The sequence below is a fragment of the Halobacillus sp. Marseille-Q1614 genome, from assembly GCF_902809865.1.
Classification (GTDB): Bacteria; Bacillota; Bacilli; order Bacillales; family Halobacillaceae; genus Halobacillus_A.
In genome coordinates, this window is record NZ_CADDWH010000001.1 from 932996 (window position 1) to 953584 (window position 20589).

Below are 20589 nucleotides of genomic sequence, written 5' to 3' on the forward strand. Positions count from 1 at the left end.
ACGTGGAAGAACGAATGATTTCCGGAGAGTTGCAGGGCGCAGAAGAAGAGATTGAATTAAGTCTTCGTCCTGAAACGTTAAATCAATATATTGGACAGGATAAAGCGAAAGAGAATCTCAGCATCTTCATCCAAGCCGCCAAAATGAGAGAAGAGCCGCTTGATCATTCACTGCTTTACGGACCGCCCGGCTTAGGAAAAACAACGCTCGCTTCCATTATTGCGAATGAAATGGGCGTGCAGTTTAGAACGACTTCCGGGCCTGCTATTGAAAGAGCAGGAGATTTAGCGGCGATTTTATCCTCATTAGAACCGGGGGATGTTCTGTTTATAGATGAAATTCACCGCCTGCCCCGTTCGGTAGAAGAAATCCTATATCCGGCGATGGAGGATTTTTGTTTAGATATCGTCGTTGGGTCAGGACCGAGTGCCCGCTCTGTAAGGCTCGACCTTCCTCCCTTTACTTTAGTCGGAGCGACCACAAGGGCCGGTTTGCTGTCCGCGCCTTTACGCGACCGTTTTGGGGTTCATTGCCGCCTGGATTATTATGATACAGCAGCGCTGCGTTCTATTGTTGAACGGACGGCTGATATTTTTCATGTGGGCATTGATCACGAAGCGGCCGTGGAAGTAGCCCGGCGTTCAAGGGGAACACCAAGAATAGCGAACCGCCTGTTAAAGAGGGTAAGAGATATCGTTCAGGTGCGCGGTGAGGATACAATCACAATTCCAACAACGCAAACGGCGTTAAAAATGCTGCAAGTTGATGATGAGGGGCTAGACCACATTGACCACAAACTGCTCGTCGCTATTATCGATCAGTTTCGCGGCGGGCCTGTGGGACTTGATACTCTCGCAGCCACTGTTGGAGAAGAATCGCAGACAATTGAAGATGTTTATGAACCCTTCTTATTGCAGCGGGGATTCATCCAGCGGACGCCAAGGGGGCGGGTCGTTACCCCGAAAGCTTATGAACACTTTAACCGGGAGGTGCCTGGCTCTTGACGGGCATGGGTAAAATCTTTATTGTTATAGGGGTTGTATTTATAGTCATAGGTCTGATATGGAATTTGTTCGGTCGCCTGCCTGGAGATTTCACTTTTAAAAAAGGGTCAGTGACTGTTTATTTCCCGATTATGACCTCGATTATTGCAAGTATTGTTTTAACACTAATATTTTATATAATAGGAAGAATCAGGTAATTAGAATGGGAGTATAGTATCTTATGGATATTAAGCAGTATGATTTTGATTTACCGGAAGAGCTGATCGCTCAGGTTCCATTAAGAGATCGATCTTCCTCTAAGTTAATGGTGCTCGATCGTAAGAAAGAAACGATTAATCATCGCAGTTTTAAGGATATTAAAGAGTATCTTAAAAAAGGAGATTGTCTCGTTTTAAATGATACGAGAGTATTGCCGGCAAGGCTTTACGGTTCAAAGGCGGAAACCGGAGGAAAAGTGGAAGTGCTTCTTTTACATCAGGGATCGAACGACGAATGGGAAGTTCTCGTGAAACCTGCGAAGAAAGTAAAACTAGGCACAAAGATTATTTTCGGGGACGGTCAGCTGACAGCAGAGTGTACAGAGATTCAGGCGCACGGGGGACGGAAAGTTCGCTTTTCGTATGAAGGTATTTTTCTTGAAGTTCTTGAAACACTAGGTGAAATGCCTCTTCCTCCTTATATTAAGGAACAGCTTTCAGACAGAGAGCGTTATCAGACGGTTTACGCGAAAGAAGAAGGTTCTGCGGCTGCTCCGACAGCAGGACTCCACTTTACCAATGAATTATTAAAAGAGATTGAAGATGCCGGCGTAGAGATTGCTTACTTGACCTTACATGTTGGCCTTGGGACTTTCCGGCCGGTAAGCGTTGAGAATGTAGAAGACCATGAAATGCATGCAGAGTTTTACCAGCTCAGTGAAGAGACAGCGGCCCAGCTGAGAAGGATCCGTGAAAATGGCGGGCGGGTCATCTCTGTTGGAACCACTACAACTCGCACGCTTGAAACGATTATGAGAGATTATGGGCGTTTTCAGGCCTCTAGCGGCTGGACAGACATCTTTATCTATCCTCCTTATGAATTAAAAGCGATCGATGGGCTGATCACTAATTTTCATCTGCCGCAGTCGACGCTGATTATGCTGGTCAGCGCTTTTGCATCAAGGGATTTTATTCTAGAAGCTTATCGTACGGCTGTAGAAAAGCAATATCGGTTTTTTAGCTTTGGCGATGCAATGTTCATTCGCTAGGCTGATTGAAGAAAGGAAGTAAAAATGGCTATTACTTATGAATTAATTAAGACGTGTAAGCAGACAGGAGCTCGTCTGGGCCGTGTGCATACGCCGCACGGTTCATTCGAAACGCCGATGTTTATGCCTGTAGGCACGCTGGCTACCGTTAAAACGATGAGTCCTGAAGAGCTTGAGGAAATGGGAGCTAAAATTATCTTATCCAATACGTATCACCTCTGGCTTCGCCCGGGAGAAGATGTCGTTGAGGAAGCGGGCGGACTTCATAAATTTATGAATTGGGACGGTTCAATTCTCACTGATTCTGGAGGGTTTCAGGTTTTCAGTTTAAGCGACCTGAGGCAGATCGAAGAAGAGGGCGTTCATTTTAGAAATCATATCAGCGGAGAGAAGTTGTTTCTTTCTCCTGAAAAGGCGATGCAGATCCAAAACTCTTTAGGAGCAGATATTATGATGGCATTTGATGAATGCCCTCCTTATCCTGCTGAGTACGATTATATGAAGAAGTCCGTAGAAAGGACAAGCCGCTGGGCCGAAAGATGCTTAGAAGGTCACAAACGCCCTGAGGATCAAGGACTGTTTGGAATCGTGCAAGGCGGAGAATATGAAGATTTGCGCCGTCAAAGCGCAGCCGATTTAACTTCTCTTGATTTTCCGGGATATGCAATTGGAGGTCTTTCGGTAGGTGAACCTAAAGATGTCATGAACCGCGTACTGGACTTTACAGCACCTCTTCTGCCTGATCATAAACCTAGATATTTAATGGGAGTAGGATCACCCGATTCCTTAATCGACGGATCGATTCGCGGTGTCGATATGTTTGATTGTGTGCTTCCAACAAGGATTGCGAGAAATGGGACATGCATGACCTCTCAGGGCCGGCTTGTCGTCCGAAATGCTAAGTTCACGAAGGATTTCCGCCCAATTGATGAAGAATGTGACTGCCATACTTGCCGTAATTACAGCCGTGCCTATATCCGCCACCTTGTGAAGGCAAATGAAACATTTGGGTTGAGACTTACTACTTATCATAACCTGTATTTTCTGTTAAAATTAATGAGGCAAGTGCGTGAAGCCATTAGAGAAGATCGACTCGGTGACTTTAGAGAAGAATTCTTTGAGAAGTATGGTTTCAATAAACCAAATGCGAAGAACTTTTAAGAAAGGGGGAAATATGAATGGAAACATTAGTAGGATTACTGCCTATTATTCTAATGTTTGTTATTTTCTATTTCTTGTTAATCCGTCCACAACAGAAAAAGCAGAAAGCTGTACAGCGAATGCAGTCGGACTTGCAAAAAGGAGATAGAATCGTGACGATTGGAGGAATGCACGGTACCATTCATGCGATTGATGAAGGTACGTTAGTGATCAGTGTGCAAGATGGAACTCAGCTGAAGTTCGATCGTTCTTCTGTTCGTGAAAAACTAAATCAAGACTAATAAGAAAGTACTGTTACATACAGGACCTTCTTTATAAAAACAAGAAAAAAATCCCGATTAATTCGGGATTTTTTTAATGCTTTACACTTCTTCTCGGCAGGTTGATTCCAATCATACCGCCAAGCGAAGCCGCCAAAAGGAGACCGCCAAAATAACTTAATTGCGGAACAGAAACCCAGCGGTTTTCAAAAATGACTTGAAATAGCATGATTAACACTACAAAAGTAAGCCCTGTTGTCAATCCGGTAAGCCAGCCTTTCTTTTCTCCTTTATAAGCCGCCATTAATCCTCCGAACAGCAAAGTGCTTAACCCTGCTAATAAGGCCAATTGATTTAAGGTGTCTGTATCCATTGTCGTAAATCTGAGCAGCCCGGAAAGTACTGTGGAAAATAATATCATTAAAATAAGGATCGAGCCTATCCCATAACCGAGAACACCTTGCAGCCATCTCTTCATATTCCTACCCCCTTAATTGCTTGTCTTAATTACTATATGCAAGCATATAAATGAGTTAGAAGCAGATTTAAGAGCGTTTTTTAGTTTATGGCCAATAAATTGACTAAAAAAAGGGGTAGGTATATGACCACACTGCTAACCATATTAATTTTCATCGTTAGTTACTTGCTGCTTATGATGGAAAAATGGAACCGGGCGCTTGTGGCTCTTACGGGCGGCGTTTTGTTACTCATTTGCAATGTGTACGAGTGGGATGATGCGTTTGGCTTTATCGACTGGAAGACAATATCTCTGTTGTTTTCGATGATGGTCTTAGTCTCAATAACCAAAAAAACGGGTATCTTTACCTTTGCCGCTATCAAGCTTGCTCAGTTAGTAAAGGGCAGACCGATTCCTTTATTAGTTGTTTCAGGATTATTCACAGCAATTGGTTCGGCTTTTTTAGATAACGTAACGACTGTCCTCTTATTCGTACCCGTTCTGCTTTCTCTTGTTAAGCAGCTTCAGCTCCCGGCATTTCCTTATTTACTCACTACTATTTTCGCATCCAATATCGGAGGAGCCTCTACGCTTATTGGAGACCCTCCCAATATTATGATTGGCCAGGCCGTGAATCACTTTACCTTTCTTTCTTTCATTAATCATCTAGGGCCTGTGACTCTGATTGTTTTAATTTTCACTTTATGGATCCTCATGTCTATCTTCAAAAAGCAGCTAACGTACGATGAGAGAAGAGCCCAAACATTTATGGAGATGGATGCCAGTGAACATTTAGTAAGGAGTCCCCTTCTTTACAGGTCTGTTGGTGTACTTCTTCTGACCATTTCCGGATTTATGCTGCACCCTTTTATTCATATGGACCTGACTACGATTGCTGTAACGGGAGCCCTGCTGTTAATGTTTCTAACGGATAATGAAATAGATGTAGAGCAGGTATTTCACGAAGTTGAATGGGTGACTTTATTTTTCTTTATCGGGTTATTTATGCTTGTCGGCGGATTGGAAACGGTAGGGTTAATTGATGAGCTGGCAAGAGGGATTGTCTGGATTTCTGATGGAGACCTCCCGTTTACGTCCATGCTCATGCTCTGGACATCTGGAATATTATCAGGGGTGGTAGATAATATTCCATTTGTAGCTGCGATGATTCCTGTCGTACAGGAACTTCAAGGGTATGGCATGATGAATGTCGATCCCATCTGGTGGTCACTTGCTCTTGGAGCTTGTTTAGGAGGGAACGGTACTTTAATCGGTGCCTCAGCCAATGTCGTGGTAGCAGGACTTGCTGCCAGTTACAGGGAGCCTATTCCTTTCTTTAAATTTGCTCTTTACGGAGTGCCGATTCTCTTCTTATCTTTAATTATCAGTACTTTCTACATTATGATCAGGTATTTACTCCCTTTTATGACATAAGGTCTGTTAAGCGATGTGAAAAGGTATTTGCTGCACTTCTGCTTAAAACCGAGTAAGTTTCCTTATATTAAAAGTTAACAGAGTCATGTCATAAAAAAATCATTATAGGTCATCTTAAGAAATAGAGCTTAAGAAGGGCAGGATGACCGATGATTATTGGTGAGTTAATACTTCGGACCGTGATAACCTACTTGCTGATTCTGCTGATTTTTCGCATTATGGGGAAGAGGGAAATTGGTGAATTAAGCGTAATGGATCTCGTCGTTTTTGTAATGTTAGCAGAGATTGCCGTATTCTTAATTGAACAGCCTGAATCTCCCATTTGGGAAGCAATTGTACCGATGGCTGTTCTATTAATGGTGCAGTGGGGAAGCGCTTATTTTTCTTTAAAAAGCAGGAGGTTCAGGGAATGGTTTGACGGGAAACCTTCTATATTAATCAGAAATGGAAAAATCGATGAGAGGGAAATGAAAAGGCAGAGGTATAATTTTTCTGACTTGCTCCTTCAATTAAGGGAGAAAGGCTTTCAGCATATTGACGATATAGATTATGCCATTCTGGAGCCCTCGGGAAAGCTTTCGGTATTTGAAAAAGATGAAAACAATCATTCTCACTATGCCGTAGTCCTCATTGCCGATGGAGATGTACAGTACACTGGGCTTAAGTCGATACAAAAAAATAAAGATTGGCTGATGAACGAAGTGAAAAAACGGGGGTTCCATTCCTTTTCCGATGTTTCCTTATGCACCATAAATACAGATGGGGAAATTTCGATGGATCGCAATGATGAGGCAGACCAATAAGAAAGAACAAGCCAGCAGACGGTTTTCGTCATGCTGGCTTGTTTTTGAGGAAAGGGACAGGTTTTGGAATGTTCCTTCTCAAAGGCAGGAAATTCATATACAATGAGTTATATGTGCTAAAAATAACTGCTTTTATAGATACTATATAAAAAGGAGGGCTAGACATGGAGGAAAGAATGCCTGTCAGCCTATGGAAAGGTACTGTACAGCCGGTTTTGGACAGCAAAGCTGAAGAATTCAGGCAATTGGGTTACAGCAATACGGCAAGTGAAGATATTTGGAAATGCATGATGAAGAAAGTATGGAAAAATGACCCCGCTAAACGTCTGTATGAAGTTGTGCAGGATATTTTTCATTTAAGCAGCAATCAGTATGTGAGCTATATTACGGTTGAAGCTTATCAAAATGATGATCTAATGGCTTCTATAAACGCAGTAAATACTCACTCCGCAGAAAAGGAGTAAAACTTAGCATTGATTATATAAGAGATAGTAGTAAAATTGGAAAAGTAATGAAATAATCAGGACTCGGTGTATCCAGTGTACATATGGACGAGGTGTTCGATTTGAAAGGGGAAGAGTTATGGTTAAAAGAGGGCGGATTGTAGCCTTTTTTCTAATAGTTATTCTATTGGCAGCTACGATAGGAACTACAACAACGAGTATTACTAAAGATATTAATTTAGGACTGGATCTGCAGGGTGGATTTGAAATCCTTTACGATGTAAATACCATTGATGAAGACCAGGAGGTTAACGAGCAGGTATTGCAGTCTACCGTTCAGTCATTAAATGAACGGGTTGACGTTCTTGGAATCAGTGAAACCAATATATCCATAGAAAGCGGAGACCGAATTCGTGTTCAGCTTGCAGGAGTAGAAAACCAGCAGCAAGCGAGGGAACTTTTGTCAACAACAGCTGAATTATCCTTTAGAGACGTAGAAGGCAACGAACTGATGGATGGTTCAGACATTGTAGAAGGAAGCGCTCAGCAGTCATATGATCAAACGAATTCACCAATAGTTACGCTTGAAATGAAAAGCGCTTCTGAATTCTATGACATAACGAGTGAAGTCGCGAATAAGGAACCGATCAGCGGGGCTCCTTATCCTCCAAATTTGATGGTTATCTGGCTCGATTATGATGAAGGTGTTTCTTTTGAAGAAGAATATTTGTCTGAAGATCCTGCCTACATTTCTGCACCGGCAGTAGATCAAGGGATCCGAAGCAATACGGTTCAGATTGAAGGGGACTTCACACAGGAGTCAGCCCAGCAGTTAGCTGATGTTTTAAACGCCGGCTCATTGCCTGTTGAGTTAACTGAAACTTACTCAACGTCAGTAGGGGCTCAGTTTGGTGAACAGGCAATGGATAAGACGATTTTTGCTGGTGCTCTCGGGGTCGCGCTGATCTTTATATTCATGATCATTTTCTATCGTTTCCCTGGGCTTATCTCAGTGGTTACTTTGTCAGCGTACATCTATCTCATTCTATTAGTATTTGAACTGTTAAATGGTGTACTGACACTTCCTGGTATAGCCGCCTTAATATTAGGTGTCGGTATGGCCGTTGATGCGAATATCATTACGTATGAGAGAATTAAAGAGGAATTAAAAGCTGGTAAATCTATCACCTCTGCCTTTAAGGCCGGGAACCGCAGGTCACTGGCTACCATCCTTGATGCCAACATTACAACATTGATTGCCGCTGGAGTCTTATTCATCTTTGGGACAAGTTCAGTAAAAGGCTTTGCCACAATGCTGATCGTCAGTATTTTAGTAAGTTTTATTACAGCAGTTTATGGAACCCGTTTATTAATGGGATTGTGGGTGAAGAGCCGTTTCCTAAACAAACGTCCTGGCTGGTTTGGTGTGAAGAAAAATGAGATTCATTCACTGGCCGATGGAGAAGAAGTCGAAGCCACCTTTATGAAAAAGAAGTTTGATTTCGTACAGTATCGCAAGCGTTTCTTTGTATTATCACTTCTATTAATTGCTTTAGGTACCACTGCACTAGGTGTATTTGGCCTTAATTTAGGTATTGATTTCACAAGCGGTTCCAGGGTTGAAATATTGTCAGACAGCCCAATCGATACTGATGAGCTCGAACAAACTTTTGAAGAGAATTTAAACCTTGAACCGAAGCAAGTCGTATTACAAGGTGATAATAATGATATTGCTGTAGTTCGTTTAGACACAGAGCTATCGCAAACACAGGTTGCCCAAATGCAGGATTTTGTTTCTGAACAGTATGGCAGCAACCCGAATGTAAGTACTGTTTCCCCTGTTGTTGGGCAGGAACTGGCTAAAAATGCAGCTTTCGCGGTTCTCTATGCTTCAATAGGAATTATCATCTATGTAACCATCCGCTTTGAGATATACTTTGCTGTAGTTGCTATCCTAGCACTGCTGCACGATGCGTTCTTCATGATTGCTTTCTTCAGTCTGACCAGGCTGGAGTTTGATGTTACCATTATTGCCGCGATATTGACGATTGTCGGTTACTCGGTGAATGACACCATCGTAACCTTTGACAGGATCAGGGAAAATCTGAAAATGCGTAAGAAAGTCAAGTCCTTTAAAGAACTGGCTGTTATCGTTAATGACAGCTTGCTGCAAACGATGACGCGGAGTCTTAATACGGTCATTACCGTAATATTTGCTGCGGTTATGCTTGCGATATTTGGGGCTGCTTCGATCACTTACTTCTCCCTGGCGCTTGTTGTAGGGTTAATAGCCGGTACGTATTCTTCCCTGTTCATTGCTTCCCAGCTTTGGTTAGTATGGCGAGGAAAGAAGATCAAAGAAAAGCCGATCGAGTATGTGAAGAAAAAGAAACCATCAGGCCCGCAAGTCTAAAAGAAAGGCTGTCCTAAAATGGACAGCCTTTTTTAGTTGTGTTTTTTTGTAAGAACTAAACGAGGACGGCGGGTATACGCTCCTAGGCTGCATACAAGCTATTACTCTTAAAGTTTCTCTTCAAGCTCGGCGGAGTCATCATCAGATAGCTTTTTTGATTACTTGAATTGTAAAAAGGGTATAAATAACAGAATATGAAATAAGGAGGTTCACTATGAAAGGGCAGTCTTACATTATTCTTGCACTTATCTTTGCTTTATTAATTGCCGTGTTTGCTGTTATAAATGTAGGGGCAGTGGAAGTGAATTATTTATTTGGGACAGGAGAAGCTCCTCTTATTTTAATAATTATTGTCTCCGTTCTTATGGGAGGTATTACTACTGCATCTGTAGGGGCTGTTAGATATTATCAGCTTAAGCGGGAGAACAGGTCGCTGCGCCATAAACTTAAAGAATTAACTCCTGCTCAAGTCGAAAAGACAGAAGAAGAATCACAAGAAACAAAACGTGAGCCGGATATTTAATAACTTGATTGATACCCCTTTCCCCCTCTAGTATAATAGACGGGTCAGGGGTGAATTTATGTTACGAAGTAAAATGAAATGGAATATTACATATACAGGGGATGAGGAAACGAGTTCCTCTATCCGAGGGATTACTGATTTAACGAGCCGGCTGCTTGTGCAGCGGGATTTGACAGATCCGGATGCCATCGATCGTTTTTTGCATCCGTCAGTTGATGATTTGCATGATCCTTTTTTATTGAGCGGCATGAATAAAGCCGTTCAGCGTGTAAGGGAAGCCATAGAAAAAGAGGAAAGAATCCTAGTATTTGGTGACTACGATGCAGATGGCGTCAGTTCAACTACCGTTATGGTAGAGGCATTAAAGGAAGCTGGAGCCCTTTGTGACTTTTATATTCCTAATCGATTTACGGAAGGATATGGTCCAAATGAATCAGCCTTTCGTGAAGCAGCAGAAGCTGGGTTTAATCTTATTATCACGGTGGATAATGGGGTTGCTGCGGACTATGAAGCTAAGGTTGCGAAAGAATTAGGTATCGATTTGATCATTACCGACCACCACGAAGTTCAGGAAGTACTTCCTGAAGCTTATGCCATTATTCATCCGAAAACGTCAGAGAATTATCCGTTTAAGGAATTGGCAGGGGTAGGTGTTGCGTTTAAGTTTGCACAGGCTTTGCTTCCTAAGTTTCCTAAGCACCTTCTCGACTTAACAGCTTTAGGAACAGTTGCAGATCTGGTTCCATTAAAAGATGAGAATAGGGCACTCGTTTATCTTGGGTTGAAGGCAATGAACAAGACGAAACGAATAGGGCTTCTCGCTCTTATTGAGACCTGCGGCATTGATGGAATGATTGATGAAGAATCAATCGGTTTTACAATTGGACCCCGTGTGAATGCGGTCGGAAGACTCCAGGACGCTTCACCGGCTGTTGATCTGTTTTTAACAAAAGATATGGAAGAAGCCCGGGAGCTGGCGGAAATGATAAATGAGCTCAATCAGGAACGTCAGAAAATAGTTGCAGATATTGCAAAAGAGGCAGAAAATATGCTCAAAAATAATGAGCAGCCGTTAGGCGAAGTAATTGTCGTCGCAAAGGCAGGCTGGAACCCTGGCGTCCTTGGGATTGTTGCTTCAAAGCTTGTACGGACTTTTGACCGTCCGGCGATTGTGCTCGGAATAGATGAAGAGAAACAGCAGGCTAAAGGTTCTGCACGAAGTATAGATGCTTTCGATTTATTTTCTAATTGTATGGAGATTAGAGACCAATTTATTCATTTTGGCGGACATGCTCAGGCAGCCGGCATGACAGTAGACAGTGATAAAATTGATCAGATTAGAAGTTTGCTTTGTGAATTAGCCAAAAAAAAATTAACAGAAGAAGATTATCAGCAAAGTTTAAATATAGAGATGTCCATCAGGCTCGAGGATGTTTCTCTTCAGCAAATTGAAGAAATTTCGAAATTACGTCCGTTTGGCATGGGCAATCCTAAGCCGCTCTTTCATGTGAAAGAAACGCCTAAGGAGATCCGGTTAATCGGCAGCCGGCAGAACCACTTAAAAATGCAGTTTGTGAAGGAAAAGGCAAAGCTCGACGGCATAGGGTTTGGAATGGGAGAGCTGTATCATAAGATTGGCTCCTCAAGTGAAGTAGAAGTCGTTGGAGAGCTAAGCATTAATGAGTGGAATGGCAGGAAAAACCCGCAGATCATGATTAAGGATCTGCAAGTCTCTCATTGGCAGCTGTTTGATCATAGAGGTTCCAGGCAGTTAGAGAAGCAGCTGAGCCAAATAGACATAGAACGGACCGTCGGCATAAAGTTTACAGACAATAATATACCGGACATCCCGTGTTCCACCTATAGGCCCGCAGAACTCACTGCCTTGAATAAAGAAAATATTGATGGGATTGTGCTGCTTGACTTACCGGATCAGTTATCCCAATTATCGGAGGTCATCCAGGAGCTGGATCCCCAGAAGATTTATGCATGCTACCAGGTTCAGGATGGCGCTTTCTTTCAGGCGATTCCTACCCGTGAACATTTTAAATGGTTTTATGGTATGCTAATGAAGCGGGAAAATTTTAATATACACACAGATAAAGAACTGCTTGCCAAGAAAAAAGGCTGGAGCCGCTCAATGATTGATTTTATTTCCCAGGTGTTTTTTGAACTAGGGTTTGTTAAAATGGAAGACGGGAAAATCAGCCTGCGCTCAAATCCTGAGCAAAAAGATTTGAGTGAGTCGAATCTTTACCAACAAAGGATACAACAATTACACATAGAGCAGACTCTCTATTACTCGACGTATAAAGAATTAAAAGACTGGTTGAACCTACAGAGAAAGACCGTCAGAGAGGAAGTATTAAATGGATTATAAAAAACATATTGCTATAGTAGAAGATTGGCCGAAGAAAGGCATTCGCTTTAAAGATATCACACCATTAATGGACAATGGAAAAGCATTTAAGTCAGCGGTAGATGAAATCGTAGAATACTCAAAGGATAAGGAAATCGATCTTGTCGTTGGACCCGAAGCGCGCGGATTTATCGTAGGCTGTCCAGTGTCTTACGCGCTTGAAATCGGCTTTGCCCCTGTAAGAAAAGAAGGGAAGCTGCCTCGTGAAACAATTAAGGTGGATTACGGTCTTGAGTACGGCAAAGATGTGCTCACCATTCATAAAGATGCAATTAAGCCAGGGCAGCGTGTATTAATCGTAGATGATCTACTCGCTACCGGCGGAACAATTGAAGCTACTATTAACCTGGTTGAGCAGCTTGGCGGAGTAGTGGCTGGCTGTGCTTTCCTTGTAGAATTGACTTATCTTGAAGGCAGAAGCAAACTTGATGGATATGACGTATTAACTCTTATGCAGTATTAAATTCATGAATCTGGAACGAAGAGTGCCCTCCTATTTAGGGCGCTCTTTGTTTTAAAAGGATGGCACTGTTTTATCGTTGGTTTTTCTGCTTAAAAGAGAGGGAAAACTGTCTCTTTTTTTAAACAGAAAAATCGCTAATTCTCCTGTAACAGAGTCAAATGGATAAAAAAGTACCATTTTCCTTTACAATTGCAGCGCTTTTTTTGATAATGAGAGGAAACCACTAATTTTGAGAAAGCAAAGAGGAATCAGGGTGATTGAATGGCCAAAGACAAAATCTTAACAGCCGAAGAAGTGATTGAGCAGGCAAGCCATTATATGAACGAGAAAGACCTTGAGTTTATCCGCAAGGCTTTTGAATTTGCCAATCAAGCTCACAGTGAACAATATCGAAAATCAGGAGAACCTTATATAATTCACCCTATCCAAGTAGCGGGAATTCTCGTTAATTTAGAGATGGATCCTGAAACGATAGCTGGTGGGTTTCTTCACGATGTAGTGGAGGACACTGATTATGGCTTGGAAGATATAGAGAGAGAGTTTGGGGAAGAGGTCTCCATGCTCGTCGACGGAGTCACTAAACTAGGGAAGATTAAATATAAATCAAAAGAAGCCCAGCAGGCGGAAAACCATCGGAAAATGTTTGTGGCGATGGCAAAAGATATGCGCGTTATTCTAATCAAGCTTGCCGATCGTCTGCACAATATGCGGACACTCAAACATCTGCCGTCAGAAAAACAGCGCAGGATTTCGAATGAAACCCTGGAAATCTTTGCACCGCTTGCTCACCGGCTCGGGATCTCCACGATTAAGTGGGAGCTAGAAGATACAGCTTTACGATATCTCAATCCCCAGCAGTACTATCGGATCGTTCATTTAATGAAGCAGAAACGAAATGAGCGGGAATATTATATTGAAGATGTCATAAATGAGATTCGAAACCAGCTGGCCGATGTAGATATCGAAGCAGATTTAAATGGGCGGCCTAAACACCTATACAGTATTTACCGTAAAATGGTGCTGCAAAATAAGCAGTTTAACGAAATCTATGATCTGCTGGCCGTACGAATCCTGGTTAACAGCATAAAGGACTGCTATGCCGTTTTAGGTATTATCCATACATGCTGGAAACCAATGCCGGGGCGTTTTAAAGATTATATTGCTATGCCAAAGCCGAACCTTTATCAATCGCTTCATACAACCGTCATTGGTCCAAAAGGCGATCCTCTGGAGGTTCAAATCCGTACCCATGAAATGCATGAAATTGCGGAATATGGTATTGCGGCCCACTGGGCGTACAAAGAAGGAAAGCAGACAGCTTCCAACCATTCTTTTGAAGAGAAGCTGACATGGTTCCGTGAGATTTTGGATTCTCAAAGTGAAACCCATGACGCTGAAGAATTTATGGAGTCATTAAAAGTCGATCTGTTTTCAGATATGGTCTATGTATTTACACCTAAAGGAGAAGTCGTAGAACTCCCTTCAGGTTCCGTGCCCATTGATTTTGCTTACAGAATTCATACAGAAGTAGGCAACCAGACAATTGGCGCCAAAGTAAACGGCAAAATGGAGCCGCTGGATTATCAGCTGAACACGGGCGATATTGTAGAAATGATGACATCCAAACATTCTTACGGCCCGTCTAAAGACTGGATCAAACTCGCTCAGACATCTCAGGCAAAGAACAAAATAAAACAGTTCTTCAAACGTCAGAAAAAAGAAGAAAACGTTGAAAAAGGCCGTGAGCTGGTAGAGCGTGAAATTAGAAACATGGGGCTGCAGCCTAAAGAAGTATTTACAGCTGAGAATTTAAATCGAGTGTCAGAGAAGTTTAATTTCTCCAATGAAGAAGATATGTTTGCAGCTGTAGGCTATCAGGGGATTACAGCTTCCCAGATCGCTACAAGACTAACAGAAAAACTAAGACAGCAGCTTCAAAAAGAGCAGGACCTTGAGCAGACCTTAGCAGACGTCACGACAACAGAAATTAAAACCTCTTCTTCTCGCGGGAAGAAGGATTCAGGTGTCAGAGTCGAAGGAGTCGATAATCTACTCGTTCGCTTATCCAAATGCTGCAACCCGGTGCCAGGCGATGATATTGTAGGATATATCACGAAAGGCCGCGGTGTGTCTGTTCACCGTGCAGACTGTCCGAACGTACAAACAGAAGAAGCACAGTCCCGCCTCTTAACCGTTTATTGGGAAAAAGGCCATACCGACAGCAAACAATATCACGTGGATCTGGAGATTTGGGGATATGACCGAAGAGGTCTCCTCAATGAAGTTCTACAGGCGGTCAATGAAACGAAAACAAATATTACCGCCGTATCAGGTAAGTCCGACCGTAACAAAATGGCGACCATTCATATTACAATATTAATTCAGAATACGGAACATTTAAGGAAAATTGTGGATCGCATAAAGCAAATTCAGGATGTATATACCGTAAGAAGAGTTATGCAGTAATTGGAGGATTTTGTATGAGAGCAGTCGTGCAGCGAAGCGGAAAAGCTTCGGTCACCGTAAATAATGATGTAGTCGGCCAAATCGATCATGGTCTTGTAGTATTACTTGGTGTAACCCATGATGATACAGAGGAAGATGCGAAATATTTGGCTAAGAAGATTCCTCACCTTCGCATATTTGAAGATGAGGATAATAAAATGAATTTATCTTTAACCTCAGTAGGCGGAAGCCTATTATCCGTTTCGCAGTTTACGCTTTATGGAGACTGTCGGAAAGGGAGAAGGCCTAATTTTATGAACGCGGCTAAGCCGGAGCAGGCGCTTGAGCTGTACAAGACGTTCAATCAACTGGCAGCTGACGAAGGAATTCGTGTCGAAACCGGAGCATTCGGCGAAATGATGGATATTCAGCTGTCCAATAATGGGCCGGTTACATTGATTATAGACAGTAAAGATAAAGACTAAAAAAGCAAGGGACCTCAATCCCTTGCTTTTTTAGATAGTTGATGGAAAGGGAGCTAAATTCCCTGCACATCATTTAATTAAAATATTGAATAAGACCTTCCGTTATTCCTTGGCTTACTTTATTCTGATAGCTTGATGTCTTAACCACTTTTTCCTCATTTACGTCTGAGATAAAACCTAATTCTATTAAAAGAGCAGGTTTATTACTATAACGCAGCACGTGGAAGCTTTCCCTTTTGATTCCGCGGTCTCTTTGTCCAGTAGCTCTTGCGGCTGAGGATTGGACTTGAGAAGCTAGTGCGCGCGTATTGGAGCTGTAAAAGTAAGTGGAAATACCATTTGCCTTAATCGAAGGAGAAATACTGTTGTAATGCAGACTGATAAATGCATCCCCCTTGCTGTAGTTAGAAATAGATGTTCGTGCCCCCAGGGATACATAAGAATCATTAGACCTCGTCATAACAACTTTGGCACCATTATTCTCTAAATTTGCTTTTAGCCTCTGAGCTGTTTGCAGTGTTAATGTTTTTTCATAACTGCCGCTTCTGCCAATCGCACCAGGATCAAAACCTCCATGACCGGCATCCACTATAATCGTTCTCCCTTTTAAACTTCCGGAAGAAGAAACAGGGGCCACAGCTGCTGAACCGCCTTCTTTGACAATCCATCCTGCAATATAGGCTGCTTTGTTTTTATAGGAGATTTTATACCATTGGCCTTCCTTGCTGATGACATTATACTGCTGGCCCTTATGCCCGCGTCCTAAAATTTTATAACTCGTGAAGGGGCCGCTCCTTATATTCGTTGCGTTATATTCCAGGGTAACTTTAGAATTACCGGTTGGACTTGCCGGCGTTGATTCACCCGTGGTTACGAGCCATCCGGCTACCCAGCCTGTTTTGCTGCCGTTAAGCTTGATTTCGTACCAGCCCGATTTCTCTTGTAAATAATCGTAGCTTTCGCCCTGTCTGAGTTGTCTTAAAATCGAGCTGTTTGTCGTTCCTTTAGCTCTCACATTTAAAACAGTAGTTGCTACCTTAACTTTTCCGAGAGATTTTTTTTCTTGTACTGCTGAACCCGAAGAATATGTAGTCAAATAATCACTGTGGACCCATCCAGACAGTTTAGCACGATCGATTTTGACCCAGTCGCCTTTCTGGTCAAGTTTTGTTACGGCCTCATTTTCCATGAGGTAGCCTTGGACTTTACCTGAGACACTGCCTTTTGAACGAACCCTTAAGTAGTCAACCTTGGAAACGACGGTTTCACTTCTCTTAAGGGCAACGAGCCAGTTGGCTACCCAGCCTGTCCGGTTCTTCCAGTTAATTTTCACCCAATCGCCTTTTTGACCTTCCACCGTATACGTTTCATTCTTTTGGACTTTACCCAAGATAGAATCGGACAGACCAGGACCTGACCTGACGTGTAAGTTATTCACTTGTACGGTGGCTGAGTCGGCTTTGACGGCCTCTGGAAAGAAGCAGATAAAGCCGGTTAGAAGAAATATTAATATCAGCCAGCCTTTCATATAAATGTATACACCTCCATTATTTAGTAATGCTTAGACTAATTCGACAAAATTATATAAATTCCTTCATTTTTCTCGATAAAACTTTATTGCTTTACTCGTTTAAATAAACTTGACAGTGATCTATTAAAAACAGTATTATAGTATCCATATCGAATTTGAAACGAATAAAACCATTGAGGAAAAAAGTAATCCGGTTCCTATCATAACAGAGAGAGAATGCCATCAGGCTGGAAGCATTCTTTGTGATACCCGGGTGAAAGACATTTCTTAGGTGTCACATTGAAACCCTGCGGGAAGTAAGTGTGAACGTAAGCAGGCGTTAACTGTATCGAGTGGAGGCCTATAAGTCTCAACTAGGGTGGCAACGCGGGAAAAGTCCCGTCCCTTTCTATTTAGAGAGGGACGGGGCTTTTTCTAATGGTAAACAATGGTGAATTAAGGAGGAATTTTAAATGAGAGCACCTCGAGGAACTCAGGATATCTTACCAGGAAATTCTGAAAAGTGGCAGTATGTAGAGCATAAACTTATCGACCTTTGCCGTCGTTTTAACTATAGAGAAATTCGTACACCTATTTTTGAACATACAGAATTGTTTCAGCGCGGGGTAGGAGACAGCACGGATATTGTGCAGAAAGAGATGTATACATTTGAAGACCGCGGGGGTAGAAGCATTACCCTAAGGCCAGAAGGGACAGCATCAACCGTCCGTGCTTTTGTACAAAATAAATTATTCGGCCTGCCGAACCAGCCGACAAAGCTTTTTTATATTGGCCCTATGTTTCGCTACGAGCGGCCGCAGCAAGGAAGGCTTAGACAATTTGTACAATTTGGAATCGAGGCTTTAGGCAGTGATGATCCGGCGATAGACGCTGAAGTAATGGCATTAGCTATGGATGCCTATAGAGAACTAGGCTTAACTTCTTTAACTTTAGTGATTAACAGTCTCGGTGATAAAGAAAGCCGTGAGAAACATAAGGAGGCGCTTATCTCCCACTTTGCCTCTCACAGGGAAGAGCTGTGCTCGGACTGTCAGGTTCGTTTGGATCAGAACCCTCTTCGTGTACTGGATTGTAAGAAAGATAAAGATCACCCGGCTATGGGAAATGCTCCGTCTATCCTGGAGTATTTAAATGAAGAGTCATTAGTGTACTTTGAAAAAGTGAAATCCTTTCTTGATCTGATGGAAGTTGACTATATTGTAGATCCTAATCTCGTCCGCGGGCTTGATTATTATAACCATACGGCCTTTGAAATTATGAGTAATGCTGAAGGTTTCGGCGCCATTACTACTCTAAGTGGAGGCGGACGATACAACGGTCTTGTTGAAGAGATTGGAGGGCCGCAGACGAACGGCATCGGATTTGCCATGAGTATTGAACGTCTGCTTATGGCTCTAGAAGCAGAGAAAGTTGAGCTTCCTATCGAAGAAAGTCTTGACTGTTATGTTGTTGCTATGGGAGATAAAGCAGAGCACGAAGCTGTGCGTTTAACTTATCAGCTTAGACAATCTGGTGTGCAGGTGGAAAAAGATTATCAGCAGCGCAAAATGAAAGGGCAGTTTAAATCAGCAGATCGCTTAAATGCAAAGTATGTCATTGTGATCGGGGAAAACGAACTGGAAAACAATGCAGCAAATGTTAAAGATATGGACAGCGGTGAACAGAAAGAAATCAAACTAGAAGAAATCACCAACTATTTAAGAGAGCAACTGGCAGGAGGGAAATCATAAATGGAACGCACACATTGTGGTACATTACGAACGGAAAATAAAGAAAGCACGGTTACATTAAAAGGCTGGGTCCAGAAACGCCGAGACCTCGGAGGGTTGATTTTCATAGATTTAAGGGACCGCTCCGGGCTTGTACAGGTTGTTTTTAATCCTGAAACATCTAAAGAAGCTTTAGAGACGGCTGAAAATATTCGCAGCGAATATGTCATTGCAGTTACAGGAAAAGTCGTATTACGTGATGAGAACACCGTCAATCCAAGTATAAAAACGGGAGAGATCGAAGTACTCGCTTCAGAAGTCTCTGTATTAAATAAGGCGAAGACACCTCCGTTTATGATTGAAGATGAATCAGAAGTTGCTGAAGATACTCGTTTAAAATATCGTTACCTTGATTTACGGCGCAAGGAAATGCAGGAAACATTTATGCTGCGCCACCAGACGACTCAGGCGATCCGCCAGTTTCTAAATGATGAAGGCTATCTGGAAATGGAGACGCCTATGCTGACGAAGAGTACTCCTGAAGGTGCCCGTGACTATTTAGTGCCGAGCCGGGTACATGAAGGAGAGTTTTACGCTCTGCCTCAGTCTCCTCAGTTATTTAAACAGATGCTGATGATGTCAGGGTTTGAAAAGTATTATCAAATTGCCAGATGTTTTCGTGACGAAGACCTAAGGGCCGACCGCCAGCCTGAATTTACCCAGGTGGACATCGAGACTTCCTTTATGTCGAAAGAGGACATCATGGCGATGACAGAACGCATGATGGCTCAAGTTATGAAGGAAGTAAAGGGAGTAGAAGTTCAAACTCCATTTGAACGAATGAGCTATGACGAAGCGATGGAACGCTATGGTTCCGATAAGCCTGACACCCGCTTTGGACTTGAACTGGTAAACTTGTCTGAAATGATGATAGACAGCGGGTTTAAAGTCTTCAGCAGTGCTGTTGCTTCTGGCGGAAAAGTCAGCGCCATTAATGTCAAAGGCAAAGCGGATGACTTCTCCCGTAAGGATATTGATAAACTTACCGACGACGTCAAAGTCTATGGAGCGAAGGGCCTAGCGTGGATGAAAGTGAAAGAAGGAAAGCTGAACGGTCCGATCTCGAAATTCTTTGAAGAAGAGGAAGCAGCCGAACTTCTTAAAGCCATGAACGCAAAAGACGGAGACTTATTACTGTTTGTAGCTGATAAACCATCTGTCGTATATGACAGTTTAGGTGCTTTACGCCTGAAGCTTGGAAAATCCCTTGGACTGATTGACGAAACTAAATATAACTTCTTATGGGTTGTAGACTGGCCGCTGTTTGAGTATGATGAAGAGCTTAACCGCTACTTTGCTGCACACCATCCGTTTACAATGCCTGAAAATGGGGACGTCAGCCGAATTGTTGAGGATCCGGCTCATGCAAAAGCTGAGGCTTATGACATTGTGTTAAATGGATATGAACTTGGCGGAGGCTCGCTGCGTATCCATCAAAAAGAAACTCAGGAGCGCATGTTTGAAGCATTAGGTTTTACACAAGAAGAAGCCGAAGAACAATTTGGTTTTCTTCTTGAAGCCCTGGAATACGGAACACCTCCACACGGGGGAATTGCTTTAGGGTTTGACCGTTTTATCATGCTGCTGGCCGGAAGAAATAATTTAAGAGATACGATTCTCTTCCCGAAAACAGCATCCGCTCAAGATCCTTTAACAGAAGCTCCTGGCCCTGTCAGTGACGCTCAATTAGAGGAGCTTCACCTAAGAGTGGCAGCTAAAAAACAGGACTGAAG

Annotated in this window: 18 protein-coding genes and 1 other annotated feature; of the genes, 16 read left to right on the top strand and 2 right to left on the bottom strand. The window is 42.6% G+C overall.

The window, feature by feature from the left end:
• Positions 1 to 2 precede the first annotated feature (2 nt).
• Genes ruvB through yajC form a run of 5 tightly spaced genes read left to right on the top strand, consistent with a single transcriptional unit; the run spans position 3 to position 3692 of the window.
• Positions 3 to 1004 carry a Holliday junction branch migration DNA helicase RuvB gene (ruvB, locus tag HUS26_RS04565; protein WP_173916027.1) on the top strand — a complete coding sequence of 334 codons (1002 nt, stop codon included), beginning with the start codon at positions 3 to 5 and terminating at the stop codon, positions 1002 to 1004.
• A 5-nt stretch (positions 1005 to 1009) separates the two neighbouring features.
• On the top strand, positions 1010 to 1201 hold the full coding sequence (locus HUS26_RS04570) for a DUF2905 domain-containing protein (protein ID WP_173918742.1): 192 nt from the start codon (positions 1010 to 1012) through the stop codon (positions 1199 to 1201).
• A gap of 23 nt (positions 1202 to 1224) precedes the next feature.
• Positions 1225 to 2250 carry a tRNA preQ1(34) S-adenosylmethionine ribosyltransferase-isomerase QueA gene (queA, locus tag HUS26_RS04575; protein WP_173916028.1) on the top strand — a complete coding sequence of 342 codons (1026 nt, stop codon included), beginning with the start codon at positions 1225 to 1227 and terminating at the stop codon, positions 2248 to 2250.
• Positions 2251 to 2274: 24 nt separating this feature from the next.
• Positions 2275 to 3411: a tRNA guanosine(34) transglycosylase Tgt gene (gene tgt / locus HUS26_RS04580; protein ID WP_173916029.1), complete on the top strand. Its 1137-nt coding sequence runs from the start codon at positions 2275 to 2277 to the stop codon at positions 3409 to 3411.
• A gap of 17 nt (positions 3412 to 3428) precedes the next feature.
• Positions 3429 to 3692, top strand: a complete 264-nt coding sequence (yajC, locus tag HUS26_RS04585; protein WP_173916030.1) for a preprotein translocase subunit YajC — start codon at positions 3429 to 3431, stop codon at positions 3690 to 3692.
• A gap of 73 nt (positions 3693 to 3765) precedes the next feature.
• Here the strand turns inward: yajC and HUS26_RS04590 are convergent, their stop codons facing one another.
• The gene (locus HUS26_RS04590) at positions 3766 to 4149 is read right to left on the bottom strand and encodes a TIGR04086 family membrane protein (protein WP_173916031.1); all 384 of its coding nucleotides are present in this window, start codon (positions 4147 to 4149) and stop codon (positions 3766 to 3768) included.
• 123 nt (positions 4150 to 4272) lie between these two features.
• Here HUS26_RS04590 and HUS26_RS04595 point away from each other — a divergent pair, with 123 nt between their 5' ends.
• The 9 genes from HUS26_RS04595 (at position 4273) to dtd (ending at position 15556) form a co-directional block, all read left to right on the top strand.
• Positions 4273 to 5562, top strand: a complete 1290-nt coding sequence (locus HUS26_RS04595; RefSeq protein ID WP_173916032.1) for an ArsB/NhaD family transporter — start codon at positions 4273 to 4275, stop codon at positions 5560 to 5562.
• A gap of 149 nt (positions 5563 to 5711) precedes the next feature.
• The gene (locus HUS26_RS04600) at positions 5712 to 6365 is read left to right on the top strand and encodes a DUF421 domain-containing protein (RefSeq protein WP_173916033.1); all 654 of its coding nucleotides are present in this window, start codon (positions 5712 to 5714) and stop codon (positions 6363 to 6365) included.
• A 164-nt stretch (positions 6366 to 6529) separates the two neighbouring features.
• Complete coding sequence (locus HUS26_RS04605) at positions 6530 to 6829, top strand: post-transcriptional regulator (RefSeq protein WP_173916034.1); 300 nt, start codon at positions 6530 to 6532, stop codon at positions 6827 to 6829.
• A gap of 118 nt (positions 6830 to 6947) precedes the next feature.
• Positions 6948 to 9221, top strand: a complete 2274-nt coding sequence (gene secDF / locus HUS26_RS04610) for a protein translocase subunit SecDF (protein WP_173916035.1) — start codon at positions 6948 to 6950, stop codon at positions 9219 to 9221.
• A gap of 214 nt (positions 9222 to 9435) precedes the next feature.
• Complete coding sequence (locus tag HUS26_RS04615) at positions 9436 to 9744, top strand: lipopolysaccharide assembly LapA domain-containing protein (protein WP_173916036.1); 309 nt, start codon at positions 9436 to 9438, stop codon at positions 9742 to 9744.
• A 58-nt stretch (positions 9745 to 9802) separates the two neighbouring features.
• Positions 9803 to 12124, top strand: coding sequence for a single-stranded-DNA-specific exonuclease RecJ (recJ, locus tag HUS26_RS04620; protein WP_173916037.1), 2322 nt, complete (start codon positions 9803 to 9805; stop codon positions 12122 to 12124).
• Entirely contained in the window at positions 12114 to 12626 is a 513-nt protein-coding gene (locus HUS26_RS04625) for an adenine phosphoribosyltransferase (RefSeq protein ID WP_173916038.1), read from the top strand. The genes recJ and HUS26_RS04625 overlap by 11 nt, the downstream gene beginning before the upstream one ends.
• A 261-nt stretch (positions 12627 to 12887) precedes the next feature.
• On the top strand, positions 12888 to 15092 hold the full coding sequence (locus HUS26_RS04630; protein WP_173916039.1) for a bifunctional (p)ppGpp synthetase/guanosine-3',5'-bis(diphosphate) 3'-pyrophosphohydrolase: 2205 nt from the start codon (positions 12888 to 12890) through the stop codon (positions 15090 to 15092).
• A 14-nt stretch (positions 15093 to 15106) separates the two neighbouring features.
• A complete protein-coding gene (gene dtd / locus HUS26_RS04635) occupies positions 15107 to 15556 on the top strand; it encodes a D-aminoacyl-tRNA deacylase (RefSeq protein ID WP_173916040.1) in 450 nt (149 codons plus the stop codon).
• Positions 15557 to 15629: 73 nt separating this feature from the next.
• On the opposite strand, the gene HUS26_RS04640 is transcribed toward dtd, so the two are convergent.
• On the bottom strand, positions 15630 to 17084 hold the full coding sequence (locus HUS26_RS04640; protein WP_173916041.1) for an N-acetylmuramoyl-L-alanine amidase: 1455 nt from the start codon (positions 17082 to 17084) through the stop codon (positions 15630 to 15632).
• A gap of 167 nt (positions 17085 to 17251) precedes the next feature.
• Positions 17252 to 17476 (top strand) — a binding site (T-box leader).
• Positions 17477 to 17539: 63 nt separating this feature from the next.
• On the opposite strand from HUS26_RS04640, the gene hisS reads away from it, so the two are divergent.
• Positions 17540 to 18817 carry a histidine--tRNA ligase gene (gene hisS / locus HUS26_RS04645; RefSeq protein WP_173916042.1) on the top strand — a complete coding sequence of 426 codons (1278 nt, stop codon included), beginning with the start codon at positions 17540 to 17542 and terminating at the stop codon, positions 18815 to 18817.
• A complete protein-coding gene (gene aspS, locus HUS26_RS04650) occupies positions 18818 to 20587 on the top strand; it encodes an aspartate--tRNA ligase (protein ID WP_173916043.1) in 1770 nt (589 codons plus the stop codon).
• The last annotated feature ends 2 nt before the right edge of the window (positions 20588 to 20589 follow it).

What these genes read in the sequence shown, in the direction of transcription:
- tgt (WP_173916029.1), top strand. Translation starts at nt 2,275, where the DNA reads ATGGCTATTACTTATGAATTAATTAAGACGTGTAAGCAGACAGGAGCT.
- HUS26_RS04605 (WP_173916034.1), top strand. Translation starts at nt 6,530, where the DNA reads ATGGAGGAAAGAATGCCTGTCAGCCTATGGAAAGGTACTGTACAGCCG.
- HUS26_RS04640 (WP_173916041.1), bottom strand. Translation starts at nt 17,084, where the DNA reads ATGAAAGGCTGGCTGATATTAATATTTCTTCTAACCGGCTTTATCTGC.
- secDF (WP_173916035.1), top strand. Translation starts at nt 6,948, where the DNA reads ATGGTTAAAAGAGGGCGGATTGTAGCCTTTTTTCTAATAGTTATTCTA.
- recJ (WP_173916037.1), top strand. Translation starts at nt 9,803, where the DNA reads ATGTTACGAAGTAAAATGAAATGGAATATTACATATACAGGGGATGAG.
- yajC (WP_173916030.1), top strand. Translation starts at nt 3,429, where the DNA reads ATGGAAACATTAGTAGGATTACTGCCTATTATTCTAATGTTTGTTATT.
- HUS26_RS04600 (WP_173916033.1), top strand. Translation starts at nt 5,712, where the DNA reads ATGATTATTGGTGAGTTAATACTTCGGACCGTGATAACCTACTTGCTG.
- queA (WP_173916028.1), top strand. Translation starts at nt 1,225, where the DNA reads ATGGATATTAAGCAGTATGATTTTGATTTACCGGAAGAGCTGATCGCT.
- HUS26_RS04630 (WP_173916039.1), top strand. Translation starts at nt 12,888, where the DNA reads ATGGCCAAAGACAAAATCTTAACAGCCGAAGAAGTGATTGAGCAGGCA.
- HUS26_RS04595 (WP_173916032.1), top strand. Translation starts at nt 4,273, where the DNA reads ATGACCACACTGCTAACCATATTAATTTTCATCGTTAGTTACTTGCTG.
- aspS (WP_173916043.1), top strand. Translation starts at nt 18,818, where the DNA reads ATGGAACGCACACATTGTGGTACATTACGAACGGAAAATAAAGAAAGC.
- HUS26_RS04615 (WP_173916036.1), top strand. Translation starts at nt 9,436, where the DNA reads ATGAAAGGGCAGTCTTACATTATTCTTGCACTTATCTTTGCTTTATTA.
- hisS (WP_173916042.1), top strand. Translation starts at nt 17,540, where the DNA reads ATGAGAGCACCTCGAGGAACTCAGGATATCTTACCAGGAAATTCTGAA.
- HUS26_RS04590 (WP_173916031.1), bottom strand. Translation starts at nt 4,149, where the DNA reads ATGAAGAGATGGCTGCAAGGTGTTCTCGGTTATGGGATAGGCTCGATC.
- HUS26_RS04570 (WP_173918742.1), top strand. Translation starts at nt 1,010, where the DNA reads ATGGGTAAAATCTTTATTGTTATAGGGGTTGTATTTATAGTCATAGGT.
- HUS26_RS04625 (WP_173916038.1), top strand. Translation starts at nt 12,114, where the DNA reads ATGGATTATAAAAAACATATTGCTATAGTAGAAGATTGGCCGAAGAAA.
- dtd (WP_173916040.1), top strand. Translation starts at nt 15,107, where the DNA reads ATGAGAGCAGTCGTGCAGCGAAGCGGAAAAGCTTCGGTCACCGTAAAT.